Origin of the sequence: Candidatus Sulfidibacterium hydrothermale (assembly GCF_020149915.1) — a bacterium.
Taxonomy (GTDB): domain Bacteria; phylum Bacteroidota; class Bacteroidia; order Bacteroidales; family F082; genus Sulfidibacterium; species Sulfidibacterium hydrothermale.
The window spans coordinates 1,397,297-1,414,886 of sequence record NZ_CP083760.1 but is presented as its reverse complement, the minus strand read 5'-3'; the positions used below and the strand labels follow the sequence as shown (position 1 = coordinate 1,414,886).

The 17,590-nt window shown below is 42.8% G+C and carries 10 protein-coding genes; 2 read left to right on the top strand and 8 right to left on the bottom strand.

The window, feature by feature from the left end; genetic code table 11:
* Nucleotides 1-103: 103 nt before the first annotated feature.
* The gene (locus LA303_RS05505) at nucleotides 104-3,514 is read right to left on the bottom strand and encodes a PEP/pyruvate-binding domain-containing protein (protein ID WP_240526921.1); all 3,411 of its coding nucleotides are present in this window, start codon (nucleotides 3,512-3,514) and stop codon (nucleotides 104-106) included.
* A gap of 143 nt (nucleotides 3,515-3,657) precedes the next feature.
* Here LA303_RS05505 and LA303_RS05500 point away from each other — a divergent pair, with 143 nt between their 5' ends.
* Nucleotides 3,658-4,296, top strand: coding sequence for a peptidylprolyl isomerase (locus tag LA303_RS05500; protein WP_240526920.1), 639 nt, complete (start codon nucleotides 3,658-3,660; stop codon nucleotides 4,294-4,296).
* 2 nt (nucleotides 4,297-4,298) lie between these two features.
* Here LA303_RS05500 and LA303_RS05495 read toward each other — a convergent pair whose 3' ends face one another.
* The 7 genes from LA303_RS05495 to accC all read right to left on the bottom strand — a co-directional run bounded on the left by LA303_RS05495 (nucleotide 4,299) and on the right by accC (nucleotide 15,594).
* Complete coding sequence (locus LA303_RS05495) at nucleotides 4,299-6,716, bottom strand: TonB-dependent receptor (protein WP_240526919.1); 2,418 nt, start codon at nucleotides 6,714-6,716, stop codon at nucleotides 4,299-4,301.
* A 14-nt stretch (nucleotides 6,717-6,730) separates the two neighbouring features.
* On the bottom strand, nucleotides 6,731-7,687 hold the full coding sequence (locus LA303_RS05490) for a T9SS type A sorting domain-containing protein (protein ID WP_240526918.1): 957 nt from the start codon (nucleotides 7,685-7,687) through the stop codon (nucleotides 6,731-6,733).
* Nucleotides 7,688-7,766: 79 nt separating this feature from the next.
* Nucleotides 7,767-9,275 (bottom strand): hypothetical protein, encoded by a 1,509-nt coding sequence (locus tag LA303_RS05485; RefSeq protein WP_240526917.1) that lies wholly within the window; start codon nucleotides 9,273-9,275, stop codon nucleotides 7,767-7,769.
* Nucleotides 9,276-9,304: 29 nt separating this feature from the next.
* The gene (locus LA303_RS05480) at nucleotides 9,305-10,291 is read right to left on the bottom strand and encodes a dihydroorotate dehydrogenase-like protein (RefSeq protein ID WP_240526916.1); all 987 of its coding nucleotides are present in this window, start codon (nucleotides 10,289-10,291) and stop codon (nucleotides 9,305-9,307) included.
* A 1,711-nt stretch (nucleotides 10,292-12,002) separates the two neighbouring features.
* On the bottom strand, nucleotides 12,003-13,529 hold the full coding sequence (locus LA303_RS05475; protein WP_240527116.1) for an acyl-CoA carboxylase subunit beta: 1,527 nt from the start codon (nucleotides 13,527-13,529) through the stop codon (nucleotides 12,003-12,005).
* Nucleotides 13,530-13,566: 37 nt separating this feature from the next.
* A complete protein-coding gene (locus LA303_RS05470) occupies nucleotides 13,567-14,067 on the bottom strand; it encodes a biotin/lipoyl-containing protein (RefSeq protein WP_240526915.1) in 501 nt (166 codons plus the stop codon).
* Nucleotides 14,068-14,085: 18 nt separating this feature from the next.
* The gene (accC, locus tag LA303_RS05465) at nucleotides 14,086-15,594 is read right to left on the bottom strand and encodes an acetyl-CoA carboxylase biotin carboxylase subunit (RefSeq protein WP_240526914.1); all 1,509 of its coding nucleotides are present in this window, start codon (nucleotides 15,592-15,594) and stop codon (nucleotides 14,086-14,088) included.
* A gap of 197 nt (nucleotides 15,595-15,791) precedes the next feature.
* Between accC and LA303_RS05460 the strand changes: the two genes are divergently transcribed.
* Nucleotides 15,792-17,585, top strand: a complete 1,794-nt coding sequence (locus tag LA303_RS05460; RefSeq protein ID WP_240526913.1) for a hybrid sensor histidine kinase/response regulator — start codon at nucleotides 15,792-15,794, stop codon at nucleotides 17,583-17,585.
* The last annotated feature ends 5 nt before the right edge of the window (nucleotides 17,586-17,590 follow it).

The following is a 17,590-nucleotide window of genomic DNA, read 5'->3' as shown; positions in this document are numbered from 1 at the left end:
AATTACGGAATCAATTTATATTCAATCTAATCCAATATGTTTGAATGTGAGCATTTTTCCTTTTCGGCTCGCCAAAAAGAGGCAAAAAAGAGCATGGAATCTTTTACCGGTGAATCACATAAATCCGGTTCCGGCCATCCATTTTTACTTTCAGCGGCGACTTAAAGCGAACATGCCGAAAAAAAGCCCCCTCTTCAACGATTTCCTGCTCATCCAACATTTCATAATTCAGGATATTTTCTTCCCTGTCGTGCTGAATGGTAAAATATCCCACATTCATGCTGGTTACATTATGGAAAAAATGAGAACCGGAAGAGGCATCCAGCGGGAAATTATGCAAACTGGTTTCCACCACAACACGGGCATTGGAAATCTGCGCCCACCGCACCGGAATGCCAATCCACTTGTCACGTGTTCCCCAGCGTCCGGGACCAATCAAAATATACTGTTTCCCACTCTCCATCATTTTTTCGTTAAACCGTTCGGCTTCCAGGGCCATCTCTTCGGTTTGGGTTTTATCAAACTTTTTGGGAACGACATAAATTACATCTTGTATATTTTCATAAAATCCGTTTCCCATTCCGGTTTTGGTAAACAGTAAAATATCTTTGGGATCCACTTTATCCATATCCGCTTCAAAATCCACATTTTGCGAAATCAGCGGTTTGATCTGCAAAATATAGAATGTTGCTTTTCCCTCTTTATCTTTGTTCAGATCAACGGCATACTCCATTTCCACTGCCGTTCCCATGGCTTCTTTGCCCAGCTCAAGCAGCACGCTAAGCGTTTTTGCCAAAGGGATATAATTATACTTCAAAATATTGGCAAAATTCACAATCCGGGGCCCCGGTTTGGTCAACCCCGGATAAATGGTATCATTATCCGGGTTGTACACCGATGCACAATGCTTTAATGTTCCCTGTCTTTCGGCCACACTGATGTCTTCCAGCGTCAGTCCGGCATCTTCACCTTCCATCAGATCCAGATCCTTTTTATTCAGATCTACGGCATAAAAATTCACCTGTGAGCTCTTGAACTGATCTTTTGGCGAATTGATTTCCACTCCCGGATACTTGGGCGAAAAACGGTAAGCCCGGTTTCCTTCCACCACATATTTCCCCAATCCCACGGCAGCAATGGCAAAACCTTCTTCCGGTTTCATGTGTGCAAAAGGATAGTAATTGTACGACTGGGCTACGCCGCTGATATGCGGATAATAAAGATCGTCATACCGGTTTCCTACCACTTCTTCTATCACCACTGCCATCCGTTCATCTTCCAGTTTATAGTTAATAGCTTTTACATAATCTTTTGATATAGTGGAATATAACGATGCATACACCAATTTTACCGCATCGCACAATTGTTTATGGCGAACAATAAAGTTTTCGTGACTGTTGGGTAAAATGTAGGTTTCGAAAATCCCGGCAAACGGCAAGGTCAGCGAATCTTCAAAAAGGCTGGACGAACGCACCGCTACCGGATTTTTGATATGACGCAGGATAGCCGCCAGTTTTTCCGACAGATCTTCCGAAAGTTCCGTATTCAGAAAAGCCTCTTTTATCTTCCGGGTATCTTTCTCAAAAAGCGCCAGTTTATTCAGCTGGTTTTTATTGATGAATTCTTCAAATTCTTTGGTACCGATAATAAAAGTAACCGGCGTTTTTATGTGTATATCCGAAACATAACGCGAGAAATTAAAATTATGAATCAGCGCATTAATAAACGCCAGTCCACGTCCTTTTCCGCCAAGAGAGCCTTCGGAAAGCGTATAAAGGTTTTCCGGATTGATGGTCATTTCCGGCTCAAAAGGAATCAGGTTGCCCGATTCGGCTTCATCGCGGTGTTCGCGGATCATCTTAATCAACGCTTCACGCAAGGCCTGTACACTTTTATAATCGGATACTTTTTTGGGATTAATAAAATTGGCCGCTTTAATTTCCTGTCGTGCCATCAGCCACATGGAAAAGTGGTTCCGGCTGGCATGAAAAATCAAAGAATCGTCCGGAATCTTATGCAACTGCTCTTCAAATTCGCGGATATTGGCTGCCCGCGCTATGGCATTGCCTTTGCTGTCTTTAAAAACAAAATCGCCAAAGCCAAGATAGTTCGTAATAAAATCCTGAAAATCTTCGTAAAGGGTTTCCGAATTTTTATCAATAAAAAGCGAATGATATTTTTTAGCAACTTCCGCATAAGCAGGATCAGCCGATTGCATGATCACAGGCAGGTTTTTCAGTTCTTTCCGGGCATAAGCTAACAGTTCCACACCGGCATTGTCATTAATTTTCCCGTGCCGTTCATACTTCACATCCGTAATCAGACAAAGCAGGTAATCTTTGTATTTATCAATGATATCCACCGCCTGTTCAAAGGTAGGGGCAAATAAAATTTTCGGCCGGGCCCGCATGCGCAACACTTTATACAACTCATCCGTACTTACATCGTCAATAATGCGCTTGGTTTGCTCCATCAGCACACGATACAAGAATGAAAGGTACCGCGACGAGTAAATGGGAGAATCTTCGGCCAGTAATATTACCCGCACTTTTCCCCGGCGGGTATCATTTTCCACATTCATATGATCTTCAAGCAGTTTGATCATAGAGAAGAAAATATTACTATCGCCGTTCCAAGCAAAAATCCGGTCGATAAACCGCAGTTTGGTCTGTTCACTTTTAAAATATTCCACATCACTGTTGTTGTTCAGCAACAGGAAAATGGGGATATACGGATATTTTTCTTTAATCCGCTTGCTGGCGGTTACCGGTGTTTTTTTATCCACTCCCACCATGTAAATGATCTGGTCAAAATGTCTTCTTTTCAGCAAATCGAAAGCCTGTTCTACTGTGGAGGCACCGGTAATACGCGGAATGGAAGTCAGGTTCAGCTGACCATACTGCCCCAGCATGTGTTCCGAAAAACGGCCTTCCCGTTCAATGGCATAGGCATCATACAAACTGGAAATTAACAGAATTTCCTTGACCTTAAAAGGCATCAGGTCATGATACACATCGCGGGTATGGGTGTTTTTATTCAAAAACCGCTGCAGAAAACGGCTACTGATAATTCCTTTTTTGGCCTGTTCTTTTTCTTTTTTATCGGCCTCCTGCCACTCCGGATGCTGAACACGTTCCTGTTTGTTCAGATAACGCCGTAAAATGTTGGTCAGGCTATTCAGGAAATACTCCTGATTTTTTCTGAAATTCTCATCCGTGGCATCTTCCTTTCGTGTACAATAGTGAATTGCACATTTTTTTCCGGAATGGGTTACAAAATATTTGTCATCACAAACGGCCGTTCCTTCTACTTTGTTTTTTCCTTTGACAAAATACTCCCGATCGCCGTAAATAATCCGGAAAAAGTCAAAATGAGCCAGATCTTCCTGTTCCGAAAGGAGTTCCACCACATGTTTTAACGTACTGTCCACATCCCTGTTTTGCCGGGTAATGTGATTGACTTTATTCATTACTTCCAGCAAATTCATGTATCTCAACGACTTATTCACAGTCATGACAAAATATTTTTTTACAAAAGTACACTAAATAATTTATGACTTTGGCATTGTCCACTCAGATATTTCCCCCGTTACCGGTACATTCTCCGGTAACCCGGGAGATAAAAAATTATTATTTTTGACCAGATAAAATCATTCTCATGAAAAAAATCGTCATTATTTCTTTGGCTGTTCTCGTTGGTGTTTTAACTGCTTGTCATTCCACGGGGGAAAAGCAAACCGGAAAAAAGCAAAAAACAGAAAAAGTCAAAAAACAGACACATCCTTTGGTGGTCATGAAAACCCGTTTCGGGAAAATTGTAGCTGAACTCTATCCTAAAAAAGCGCCGATTACCGTAGCGAATTTTGAAAAATACATCCGGCTGGGCAAATACCACGATGCGGTTTTTTACCGTGCAGTTACCCTGAAAAACCAGCCTAAGAAGAAAGTAAAAATCGAAGTTATTCAAGGGGGATTATTTAAAGACATCGAGGCCATGATGCCCCCTATCAAGCTGGAAACCACTAAACAAACCGGCATCCATCACCTGAATGGCACCCTTTCGATGGCCCGAAACGAACCCAATTCGGCTACCAGCGAGTTTTTTATTTGCATCGGAAAACAACCCGAACTGGACTATGGCGGGAAACGCAATCCTGACGGACAAGGATTTGCTGCTTTTGGCCGGGTAATCAAAGGAATGGATGTGGTAAAAAAAATACAACAGCAACCTACCGATCACCAGTTACTGGTTCCGCCGGTAAAAATCGACACCATGTATCTGATTGAGCCCAAATAAATTTACAGATTCAGGCTATAACGAAAAGTAATGGTTCGCGGGGGTTCTGCTTTAAGTGGACGAAGCGAATACATGCGGTTTGTCACATTGTTGCTCAATAAGGATATTTTGCTGTGTTTCGACAAATCATAACTCATCCGCACATCCCAAATCATATTCCCGTTGTTATGATGATAGTAATAATTTCGATACAGGATAGCCTGCAAAGTACCTCCTGTGGCCAGCGTGGCATCTTCAAAATCGAAAATGGCCTTATCCAGATTCACAATCTTACTAAAATAGCGCATGGATGTTCCGATGGCAAACCGGCGGATATCCAGTTCAATATCCAGTTTAGCCGTATGCAAAAACCGGTATTTCAAAATTCGCGATTCAGGATCCACACTGGTGGTATTATATGAAAAAGCCGTTTGTCCGCCGGGATTATAATCGTGGGCAAAAACCTTATCCGGCTCCAGTGCTACAGGCCGCACATAAGTGTAACCTGCCATTACCGTCATGGAAACATGCGAATTGAATGTAGCCTGGCCGGTTAAAGAAACATCCACACCGGTAACCCGTGAAGCACCAGTATTTACAAACTTGAATCCCGCCATGGCAAAGGTGTAGGTTGAATCCCAAAATCCGAAAAGATATTCCACCGTGTTTTTATACTCCTGATAAAAGAAAGCCACATCGGCATATCCGCGAAATTTACTCAGCTTAAATGCCTGCTTTATTCCAATCTCGGCATTCCAGCTTGACTCAGGCTGCAGGTCCGGATTATCAAAAACGCCAAAGGTTCCCACGGTAGTTTTGATATACCGTTCGGCAATGGTCGGGAAACGGTATCCCTGGCCAATAGATGCCCGCAGATAGGTTTCTTCGGCCATGTGAAAGGAAGAACCAAAACGAAAGATGGGCTTGAATTTAGTAATGTTATTGTTGAGATTAAAATATTCCAGACGAACACCCAAAGAAAGATTTACCCGCCCGATCTTTTTTTCCATTTCAGCATACCACGACGGATTCCACAAAAAATTGGTATCAGAACCCGAACCGGAATACATAGAAGCCCTTGAGCGGCTGTAATCACTTACAAAACCGGTAATCAAATCCACATCCCATAATCTTTTCAATCTTTTCCGGAACTCATATTTGTTATAAATCATGAGCGACCGGTTTGACTGTCCGAGATTAGCCCGTGAATTGGAATACATAATTCGCGAGATAAACTGATGTCGTGCACCGTTTTTGGTATAATAATTTATAAAAGGATCCACATAAAAAGTGAACAGGTCGTTGAGTAACACGGCTCCGGGATAACCTCTGTAAAAGCCGGCCGTATCATCGAGCCACGCCAAAACGGAAGCTTTTCTCTGCCACATAAAGTTTCCGTTCAAACCAAAATTCAGGCCTTTTGTTTTTTTAGAACGGCGACGCAGATTAAAATTAAACCGCATCAGCCGGTTGGCCATATCACTTTTTGAGATATCCGATGAGTCCACTGCCGGCGGGGTTACTTTCGGAGGACCTTCGTATCCATGATCATAACTCATGGTTCCACCCACTACCAAATCGGTATAACCGTCACCCAAGCGCTGCGAGTGGCTAAAGCCGATACCGGTAATCGGAGCCAAACCATTCCACCATTTATCAATAATTTTATTCGGCCGGCAATACGTTCCAAAATAAGTATTGATGTAAGTATGCGGTTTTAAACCGGGATATTTCATCCGGACATAGATGGCACCGCTGAGTGCCGACGATCCGGAAAGGACAGAAGAAGCGCCTTTGACCACTTCAATTTGCCGGATATCTTCTACCGGGATAAATGACCAGTCCGGTTTTCCGGCATCGGCACTGGCAATGGGCATTCCGTCTACAAAAACAGCCACTTTGGCTCCTACGCCGTACGTAAAACCGCTTCCCCCCCGAATTTGCGGTTCCTGATCCAAAATAGTCACCCCCGGCGTTAAATCCAGAATAGAAGAAATATTGCGGGTATTCCGGTCCTGGATAATCTTCGGTTTCATCACTTCAATAGAAACCGTCTGGTCTTCCACATTTTTATTAAACTGTCCGGCTCTGACTACCAACTCTTTTACCGTATAACTACGGGGTTTCATTGCAATGGTTCCCAAACGCAAAACCTTGTTTTGTTGAACCGTAACCGTTTTAAAAACCGGTTCCATACCGGTATAGGAAATTTCAATATTATGTTTGCCAACAGGTAAAACAAGACGAAAGAAACCATTATAATCGGCAATAGTTCCTTTGGAAACATCTGTCTTCAGAAAAATATTAGCTCCTATCAGACTGGTTCCCGTTCCGGCTTCCACCACTCTTCCGGTAATTGTTCCGGTTTGTGCCCGGGAAAACAAAGGAAAAAAGAATAAAATTCCTGCCAAATAGAAAAGCCATCCCTTTCTTTTTTTCATAAACCAGTTTACCTTTAACGAATCATGATCTTTTTCACGATGTTATTGTTTCCCTGTACGGCCTGAACCAAATAAATACCGGCCGGAAGATTGGTGTGAATAATTTTCTTTTCTCCGTTTTGTATTTTAATAGAATACTCCACCCGTCCGAGAATATTCAATACTCTCACTGTGTACAAGCCGGGTGGCACCTGATCCAACTGAACATGAATTTCTTTTTTATAAGCATATACCCGCAAATCGCCTTTGGGATGAACCGGAATACCGGTAGAATTAAATACCACGTCTAAATCATCAAAATACGCCACACTACCAGCCAGGGCATCAGCACCATTGCCGGAGGTAAGAACAATCAGAATAAATTCGGGGGTTTTGTCAGAGTAATATTTGAACGGAGCAGAAAACCTCGTCCACTCTGCCACTTCCGTGTCGGGCAAGTCAAAAGAAGCCTTTGCAATCCAGGTAGAAGAATCCGCATTTACAAGCGGCGTTTCAGCAAACCCGGTATGCAAAATAGCCAGAACATTGCCATGATCCCCTTTTACCGGTTTACACATAAACCATCCGACGATACTATCCGGACGGGCTGTAAAACGCGTATGCCATAACGCATTTGCAGTATCCGTATAAACATAGCTTTTGGTATTACTGACCTCCGTATGGTAACGACCATTGGACATGGTTCCGGTGGCTACTAACCCCAAAGAAGAAATATTAAACAACTTAAGGGAATATTTCCCACTATGCGCAGTATCGCAGCGTGCCCAGTTTACCGGAGCCAACGGATTTACACTACTGTTATCACTGGTTTTGATTCCACTCCAGTTAACCGGTTCAGGATTATTATCCGAGAGACCAATGGGGACTTCCCATCTTTCAAAGCCCGGATTTTCCAATGTGTCTGCTGTTTGGGCAAAAACGGAAAAAGTCCCAAACAAAAAAACGATAATTAAAAGTAAAGGTTTCTTCATAATCAGAGCATTTGGAAGTAAAAGTAATAAAAAAATCGATATCTTTTGTATCACTAACCGCTTTTTACTCCTATCGGGTTTACTGCCGCGAAATAGTAATCCTTTCTCGATTTTTCCCACCAAAATTCAAAACCGCCGACAAATAGAGATTGATCGAGTAATAATGCATCTTTACCGTATTGGTCAGTACTCCCTGGAGCGGGATATGATCTACCGCGTTATATTCAAGAGGATCGGTAAAATTGGCAATCTGTTTTTGATTTTTGGAATTACTGAAAGTAAATTCCACTCCGGCAACAATCTTTTGTTTTTTGATGGTAAACTCTGCTCCGCCAGTAATATGATAATTATCGGCATTGATATTGGGCAACCGGTTATAATCCTCGTAAGGTCCCAGATTATAATCTTTCAGGTAATTAAAATCGGTACGAAAGCCCATCATAAAACCCACATTTTTCGAGTTCTTCCAGCTAAAACCGACCGCAATATTGGTGAAATTTTTCGAACCGGAAGCCACCGAAAGCCATTCGTGCTTAAACATTTCATCTTCATCCTTCGGATTGGAATAAGCTTCTAAAGTTAAATAGGGTTTTAAACGAAAAAAATGTTCTGCACTAAAATAAAACCGGTTTTTTGAATGCGGAAAACTATAAACCAGCCCGGCAGCAATAGACAGCGGAAGACGTGAGCGTGATTTAACCTCACTCCCCTCTTGCGCATCAAAAATAACATAATCGGGCAAAGGACGCCCTTGGTAAGTTATATTTGCCTGATTTTGGGAATGTAACAACTTTTTATTTAAAGCAAGGATATTGAAAGACGGAGTGGTAATGTTTATTCCAAATTGCCAGTTTTTGATCCGATAGCTGGCCCCAATCTTAAAAAGCATCCGGAAATCGTTGAAGTTAACCATCATCTGTTGACCGTAAACAGCAGAAAAAATAGCAGAGTCCTTCACGGTAACAGCAGAGTTATTGATCTCCTGCAAATATTGCATGGAAACCGATGAAACAAAAGCACTGATTCCGATGTGCAAATTTTCTGCCAGCTTGTAAGATGAAGCGATTCCGACCCAGGTATCGTCATACCGGTTACGAAAATCGAAATAAGCATTATACTGCTCATCGCCTGGCTGATCTTTCAATATGTCAACCTCTTTTTGAAGGGTATAATTAATCTCGGTACGTTCATGAAACCGGGTAAAAACCGTAGCTCCCACCGTAAACCGTCCATTGGGCGGTTTGTAAATATAGGTTACAAACCGCGGCTGCACCACAAAATTCATGGTTCCCGGATCCGTTCCTTCGCCCAGCAAATTCTTCAGGCTGTAAGAACGCCAGGAAAACATCACGGCAGAAAGAGACAGGTTGGAATTATTACCGGCTTCAGAAATATTAGCCGGATTATAATAAATAGAACTACTGCCCCCGTCACCAGCTACCACCGCACCCGATAACATAGTAGAAACCGAATTAAAACTCTGTGCCCAATAATAATTAAATAATTGAGCATGTCCTTCATACGGCGAAAAAAGGATTCCCACCAGAAAGAAAACAAAAAAGTATTTTTTATTGAAATTTCTCACCAACCACCAAACAGATTAAACACGCACCTTCCCTATTCAATTCCTGAAAAATGTTTCATAAACTGCACCCGTTCATAAGCTGCCGGGTTATCGTTTTTAGCCACACTCAGTTTTCCTTTAAAATCATCAATACAAGTATAATTATGCCTGTCCATCCAGCTTTCCAGCGTCTCGATCATACTACCGATCTCCTGAAATCCTTTTTTATAAAGCACGGAAGCAAGTTGAACAGCCGAGGCACCGGCCAGCAGTTGTTTGATCACTCCGGAACCATCATGCACTCCGGTAGATGCCGCCAGATCGCATTCGACATAAGGCGACAACATGGCTATCCAACGCAAGGGCAAGGCTATTTCGGCAGGTGTACTAAAAACGAAGGAAGATTTTACTTCTTCGTGTTCAATATCTATGTCGGGCGAATAAAACCGGTTAAAAAGTACCATTCCTTTTATACCGGTCCATGATAAACTGATAAACGTTTTGGCCAACCCGGAAAAATAATAACTCAGTTTCATAGAAACCGGGATATTCAGTTCTTCCGTCATTTTACGGGCAATATCAAAATAAATCTTTTCATTGTCGCTGCTTCCCTTTTCCGGATCGGAAGGCAAAACCGCCACATTCAATTCCAGGGCATCCGCGCCGGCGGCTTCAATCTTATGCCCGTAATCCGTCCACTCCGTATTGCTAATGCAATTAATGGAAGCAATTACCGGAATAGAAACCGATTTCTTTGTTTCTTCAATCAGCCGGAGATAATTCCCTACTTCGTTTTGAGAAGTATAATGCCGGATATAATCTTCTGCTTCCGGATACAGATTAGCCGATTCATCCTGCATAATCGCATGACTGGCCGCATGATGAATCTGCTCTTCGAACAACGATTTTAAGACCACGGCCCCCACGCCGTTCTTTTCCAGTTCAATAATATTTTCTACTGAATTTGTAAGTCCCGAACTACCCGCTATGATAGGATTACGCAGTTTCAATCCCAGATATTGTGTTTCTAAATTAACCATGTCCGAATGTTTTTGCGATAACGTTAAAAGTACTGTAAAAATAGAACAATTTGTTGATGTGGCAAAAACAAACAACAACCCAAAAGCAAAATTACCAAGACAAATGAGATGGAGGAGGTTTGGATGGGAGATGGGAAATGTTTGATGTTTTAGCTTTAGTGATGGAAAAGGACATTGGTCATTCAAAATGATGAACGATAAATGTAGGACGATGAGTTATTAGTGATTAGTTACCTGTTGATTAGCGCTCTGAATTTTGTATTTTGGCGCTTGAGATTTTTTGTGATTTGTTTTTTTGCAATTTGATTTTTTGCTTTTTGGGATTTCCCACTTTAGGCATTTCAAGTACTTGAAGTTTGAAGTGGGAAGTACTTAAAGCGAGAGGCCATATCTTGTGTTTGTAACTAATCCCGAAGGGATTAAACATGAATAACCCTGTACGAAGTGCAGGGGGAATAAACACATCAAAAAATCATAACCCCGAAGGGGTTGAATACCGGCATCTGAATAAATTCAGAGTCAATGATGATAAGTCGTCCTACGGGACTTCAACACAACTCATCTGTGTTTGTCTGCCAGCGCACATGTCTTGCGGCATAAAAAGCTTTGAAGTACTTGAAGTTTGAAGTGAGAAGTACTTAAAGTAATAGTTTCTTTGTGTTTTGGTTTTTGGACCTTGGGATTTCATTTGCGATTTGTCTTTTTGTTTTTGGGATTTCTCACTTTAGGCATTTGAAGTACTTAAAATTTGAAGTGAAAAGTACTTAAAGTGAGAGAGCCATATCTTGTGTTTGTAACTAATCCCGAAGGGATTAAACATGAATAACCCTGTACGAAGTGCAGGGGGAATAAACACATCAAAAAATCATAACCCCGAAGGGGTTGAATACCGGCATCTGAATAAATTCAGAGTCAATGATGATAAGTCGTCCTACGGGACTTCAACACAACTCATCTGTGTTTGTCTGCCAGCGCACATGTCTTGCGGCATAAAAAGCTTTGAAGTACTTGAAGTTTGAAGTGAGAAGTACTTAAAGTAATAGTTTCTTTGTGTTTTGGTTTTTGGACCTTGGGATTTCATTTGCGATTTGTCTTTTTGTTTTTGGGATTTCTCACTTTAGGCATTTGAAGTACTTAAAATTTGAAGTGAAAAGTACTTAAAGTGAGAGAGCCATATCTTGTGTTTGTAACTAATCCCGAAGGGATTAAACATGAATAACCCTGTACGAAGTGCAGGGGGAATAAACACATCAAAAAATCATAACCCCGAAGGGGTTGAATACCGGCATCTGAATAAATTCAGAGTCAATGATGATAAGTCGTCCCTACGGGACTTCAAAACATCTCATCTGTGTTTGTCTGCCAGTGCATGTCTTGCGGCATAAAAAGCTTTGAAGTACTTGAAGTTTGAAGTGAAAAGTACTTAAAGTAATAGTTTCTTTGTGTTTTGTTTTTTGGACCTTGGAATTTCATTTGCGATTTGTTTTTTTGTCTTTTGGGATTTCCCACTTTAGGCATTTGAAGTACTTAAAATTTGAAGTGAAAAGTACTTAAAGTAATAGTTTCTTTGTGTTTTGGTTTTTGGACCTTGGGATTTCATTTGCAATTTGTTTTTTTGTCTTTTGGGATTTCACAAGTCTTGTCCAACAAAAAAGCCACCGAAGGGAAATCTCCCTAACGATGGCTTTTTCTTTAATTGATCTTTTGCCTTTTACAACGGAATATTTCCGTGTTTTTTCGGCGGATTGCTTTCCGATTTGTTCGCCGTCATTTCCAGCGCCTGAATCAGTTTTTTCCGGGTATTCCGCGGATAGATAATTTCGTCAATATAGCCCACTTCGGCTGCTTTAAACGGACTGGCAAAATTATCGCGATACTCCTGCACTTTGGCTTTTCGTTCTTCGGGACTCAGGTTCTTGAAAATGATATTTACAGCACCTTCGGGCCCCATCACAGCAATTTCTGCCGTAGGATAAGCAAAGTTCACATCCGTACCGATATGCTTGGATGACATCACATCATAAGCACCGCCATAAGCTTTACGGGTAATCACTGTAATTTTCGGAACCGTAGCTTCGGCAAACGCATAAAGCAGCTTGGCACCGTGTTTAATAATTCCGCCAAATTCCTGAGTGGTCCCGGGCAAAAATCCGGGTACATCTTCAAAAGTAATCAGCGGAATGTTAAAAGCGTCGCAGAAGCGGACAAAACGAGCTGCTTTAATGGAACTGGCAATATCCAGCACCCCGGCCAGCACCTGCGGCTGGTTGGCCACAATACCTACTGAACGACCATCGAGCCGGGCAAAGCCAACAATCATATTTTGTGCATAATGCGGCTGCACTTCCAGAAAATGACCGTTATCCACCACCGACAGAATGATTTCTTTCATGTCGTACGGTTTGTTGGGGTCCACCGGAACAATGGAATCGAGTTTGGTATCCACCCGATTGGGATCGTCCGACGACGGTTTCCGCGGCGGATCTTCCATGTTGTTCAGCGGCAAAAAGCTCATTAGTTCACGAATCAACATCATGGCCTGCTCGTCATCATCGGCCGTAAAATGAGCCACACCGCTTTTTTTGTTATGCGTCATGGCACCGCCGAGCTCTTCTTTGGTTACTTCCTCGTGGGTAACGGTTTTGATGACTTCCGGTCCTGTAACAAACATGTACGACGACTCTTTCACCATGAGGATAAAATCGGTGATGGCCGGAGAATACACGGCACCGCCGGCACAGGGTCCTAAAACCGCTGAGATTTGCGGAATTACGCCTGAGCTGCGCACATTGCGGTAAAAAATGTCGGCATAACCGGCCAAACTTTGCACGCCTTCCTGAATACGGGCTCCGCCCGAATCGTTCAAACCAATTACCGGCGCACCCATTTTCATGGCCAGATCCATGATTTTAATAATCTTATTGGCGTTGGCACGGCTGAGCGAACCGCCAAAAACGGTAAAATCCTGGGCAAAAACATACATCAACCGGCCGTCAATTTTTCCGTAACCGGTTACCACGCCGTCGCCGAGGAATTTGTTTTTTTCCATTCCGAAATCGGTGGCCGTGTGGGTGACAAACTTGTCGATTTCCACAAAAGTACCCGGGTCAAGCAGGTCGTTAATACGTTCGCGGGCTGTTTTGCGGCCGGCTTTATGTTGCCGGTCGATACGGGCCTGTCCGCCTCCGAGTTCGGCTTGTTTATGTTTTTCTTCTAAAGCTTTTATTTTTGAATCCATTGACATTTTCCAACAATTTTAAAATTAAAAATACGGGTTATTCAAAAGTGATCAGGGGTTGTTCGCCTTCGATGTTATCCCCTTCTTTCACCAGCACCTGTTTGATGACACGGTCTTTTTGCACTTTATACTCGCTTTCCATTTTCATGGCCGAGATAATAATCACCGTTTCACCGGCCTTCACTTCCTGCCCTTCTTCCACCAAAATTTTCACTACCTGACCGGGCATAGGGGTCGAAATGTATTCCGCATCATCGTCGGCACCACCTTTACGGCTTCGCATATAACGCGTTTCGGCATCCACAATTTCCACCGGAATAACTTCGGCTTCGGTTTCCACTGTATATTTTTTGCCGCTTTGCGGATCCAGCTCAAAATTGAAGTTTTTTCCTTCGTAAAGCACCGAATAAATTCCGGGTTCCACTTCCAAGATGTCCAGGTCGTATGTTTTATCACCCAGAAGAACCTTTATCCGGTTTTCATTACGTTCGATGATTTCAATTTTACGATCTTCTCCGTTTATATTTACTTCGTACATGATTTTTCGTTTTTAGCATTACAATCGGGTTACGGCTTTTTTCCGTCCAAAAATTTTCCACGGGCTCATCGTTGCCTTTCCGTTAGGCGAGGGCATTGCTTTTTCCCGTTTTTTCATAAAATCAACAAAAGCCGTAATGGCCGCCAAATCAACACAGGTATCGGAACAATCTTCTTTCGATTTGAGCGCTTCCCGGTGATTTTGAATAAAATGAGTGGTATAACGGCCTTTTTTGAAATCGTCGGCTTCCATAATCCTTTTCAGGAAAGGAATAGAAGTCTTCACACCGGAAATTTTAAACGTTTCCAGGGCACGTTTCATCCGGGCAACCGCTTCTTCACGGGTATTTCCCCAAACCACCAGTTTCGAGATCATCGGATCGTAATAAATGGGAATCTCGTAACCGTTATAAACATAAGAATCATGACGCACACCCGGTCCGAGCGGATAATGAATGTGATGGATTTTTCCCGGACTGGGCATAAAATTATTGTCGGTATCCTCGGCATACACCCGCACTTCGATGGCATGACCATGCTGCGAAAGATCTTCCTGGCGATACCGAAGTTTTTCGCCGTTGGCGATATGAATTTGTTCCCTCACGAGGTCCACCCCGACTACCTGTTCGGTAATGGGATGTTCCACCTGCAAACGGGTATTCATTTCCAGGAAATAATAATTCAGGTTGTCGTCGGCAATGAACTCGATGGTGCCGGCGCCGGCATAATTCACCGCTTTGGCAGCAGCCACGGCATGGCGTCCCATCTCTTCACGCACTTCAGGGGTCATAATAGGCGACGGAGTTTCTTCCACTACTTTCTGATGACGACGCTGCACCGAACATTCCCTTTCGAAAAGATGAATGCAGTTTCCGTGCTGGTCGGCCAGAATCTGAAACTCAATATGATGTGGCGAATTGATATATTTTTCAATATACACGGCATCGTCACCAAAAGCAGCCAGTGCTTCTGACTTGGCTGCCTGTACCGAAGATTCAATATCTTCTTCTCTTTCCACCAGACGCATCCCTTTTCCGCCTCCGCCGGCACTGGCTTTCACCATCACCGGAAGGCCAATTTCCTTGATGGTTTTCACCGCTTCGTGAAGGTCGGTAATGGGTTCGGTAGTACCCGGAACCACCGGAACACCGGCAGCAAGCATGGTTTTCCGGGCCGTAATTTTGTCGCCCATGGTATGAATGGCATAGGCATCAGGACCAATAAAAATTATTCCTTCCTCTTTGCAACGCTCTGAGAACTCAGCATTTTCAGACAAAAAACCATAGCCCGGATGAATAGCATCCGCACCGGATTTCTTGGCTACTTCAATAATTTTTTCAATGTTCAGGTAACTTTGCGCAGAGGATGCCGGGCCAATCAAATAAGCTTCATCGGCATAACGCACATGAAGTGAATTACGGTCGGCTTCGGAATAAACGGCTACGGAACGAATGCCCATCTCACGGCAACTGTGCATCACCCGGATGGCAATTTCGCCCCGATTGGCAATTAAAATCTTTTTAATCATTCAAAAATATTTAACAGGTTTATTCTCAATAAATTAATAAAGAACGTCTATTTTTTGGCGGGGTAAAGATATAAAATATCGGAAAAACCAAGTGGCGTTTTCACGCCCCTGTTCACGGCTTTCCCCGCCCGGAGAAAAAAGAATTTTATCTTCCAATAAAAATTTAGCATCTTTGCTGTTTGTTATCCTGATATTTCATGAACAGCAAAAACCATATCCGGCTTCATTCGGCTTTTTTTAAAAGTATTTTTTATTTGTCGCTGGTGTGGATTTTATTTGCTTTGCCTGTTTTGGCCACGGCAAAAACAACCCGTCAGGCAGAAGAATTAAAGCAAACCATTCTTTCCGAATACATTCAAAAACCCGACTCGGCTCTTTTACACACCCAAAAACTCATCCACCTTCCCAATGCCGCTTATCCGTTACCAGATAAAATCAGCTTTTGCAAAACACTTTCCAAAAAATTGAGCACAGCAAAAGAGTATCAACAGGCTTACGAAGTATTAAAAATGGCTGACAGTCTCGAAACACAAGCCTTCCCCCCTGCCGTATCGAATAAAAAACGCGCGCCACATACTCCATACGGATTTTATCTTTTCCTTTTTGTCTTTATCACCGGAATCGTCTGGCTCGTAGTTTATTATACCAAAGCAAAAAAGAAATTCCGTGCGCTGACCGAAGAAAAAAACAAACTTGACCTTTTAAAAGAAGAAGTTGACCAACAGGAAAAAGCGCTGGAAGAACAGGTAAACCAACAAACTGCCGGCATCAGAAAAGAACTGGAACAACTACGGCAACAAGAGACCGAATTAAAAACCGAATTAAAAAAAGTAGAAGAAGCCAATTATTTGCGCAATGCTTTTATTGCCAATCTGGGGTTTGATGTGCGTACTCCGCTCAGCGGGATCATCGGTTTTGCCAACATGCTCGAAACCGAGCTGGCTTTAAAAGAAAACCGAGAACTTTATGATTACGCTGCGTCTATCGAAAAAAGCGGAAACCGGCTGCTGAAACTATTAGATAATGTCATCGACCTGTCGGCACTGGAATCAAACCGGTTGGTACTAAAAATTAAACCGGTCAAACCGGAGCAAGTCATTAAAAGAGTTTTTGAAAAATGGAAACCGGCTGCCGACGAAAAAAAACTGATCTTCAAAAGCAAAACCGACCCGGATTTGCCCCCGGTTTTAGCCGATGAAACCGGGCTGGAAAAAGCACTTTCGCAGATTGTGGATAATGCTGTAAAATATACCGAAAACGGATTTGTAACCCTTTCGGCTTTTTATGCGGAAGAATCGGATACCGTATGCATTGAGATCAAAGATAATGGCCCCGGCATTCCGGAAAGCCAGCAAAAAAAGCTGTTTGATGAAAATCCGTCAGAAATCAGCAGCAGCGGAACCGGAATCGGTCTCCGGTTAGCCCAAAAATACATCCGGCTGATGAAAGGAAGCTTTTTTCTGGAATCGACTCCCGGTAAAGGAACTACCGTTACCCTGCATTTACCCTGCAGTGAGAAATCGGCTGTAGAAGAAATGCCGGCCCATCTTCCGGAAAAAGAAGTCACACCGGCTGCCGAGTTAGGCAACCTAGATGTTTTTGTGGTGGAAGACGACCGCATGAACCGGATTATCCTTGAAAAAATGCTGAAACCTTTCGGAGAGGTTACCCTCACCGTGGACGGCGATGACTGTATGCAAACCATTGCTAAAGAAGCAGAAAAAGGACATTTCTTTCAGGTGATGCTTTTCGATATTAACCTGCCCGGCGACTGGGACGGCATTAAGCTGCTGAAAACCGTTCGCGAAAAATATCCGGAATACCGGAAAATTCCGTTCATTGCCCAGACAGCTTACGCCATGGCCGGTGATAAAGAACGGTTACTGAAAGAGGGATTTGACAGTTACCTGGCCAAGCCCATCGATAAAAGCGAACTGGTCTCAGCCATTAAACAACAACTACAGATTTACGGAAATCCCGGTAAATCATAAAAGCA

Bases quoted from the DNA above. Each gene is read 5' to 3' on its own strand.
- LA303_RS05495 (WP_240526919.1), bottom strand. From the start codon at position 6,716: ATGAAAAAAAGAAAGGGATGGCTTTTCTATTTGGCAGGAATTTTATTC.
- LA303_RS05490 (WP_240526918.1), bottom strand. From the start codon at position 7,687: ATGAAGAAACCTTTACTTTTAATTATCGTTTTTTTGTTTGGGACTTTT.
- accC (WP_240526914.1), bottom strand. From the start codon at position 15,594: ATGATTAAAAAGATTTTAATTGCCAATCGGGGCGAAATTGCCATCCGG.
- LA303_RS05480 (WP_240526916.1), bottom strand. From the start codon at position 10,291: ATGGTTAATTTAGAAACACAATATCTGGGATTGAAACTGCGTAATCCT.
- LA303_RS05460 (WP_240526913.1), top strand. From the start codon at position 15,792: ATGAACAGCAAAAACCATATCCGGCTTCATTCGGCTTTTTTTAAAAGT.
- LA303_RS05500 (WP_240526920.1), top strand. From the start codon at position 3,658: ATGAAAAAAATCGTCATTATTTCTTTGGCTGTTCTCGTTGGTGTTTTA.
- LA303_RS05475 (WP_240527116.1), bottom strand. From the start codon at position 13,529: ATGGATTCAAAAATAAAAGCTTTAGAAGAAAAACATAAACAAGCCGAA.
- LA303_RS05470 (WP_240526915.1), bottom strand. From the start codon at position 14,067: ATGTACGAAGTAAATATAAACGGAGAAGATCGTAAAATTGAAATCATC.
- LA303_RS05505 (WP_240526921.1), bottom strand. From the start codon at position 3,514: ATGACTGTGAATAAGTCGTTGAGATACATGAATTTGCTGGAAGTAATG.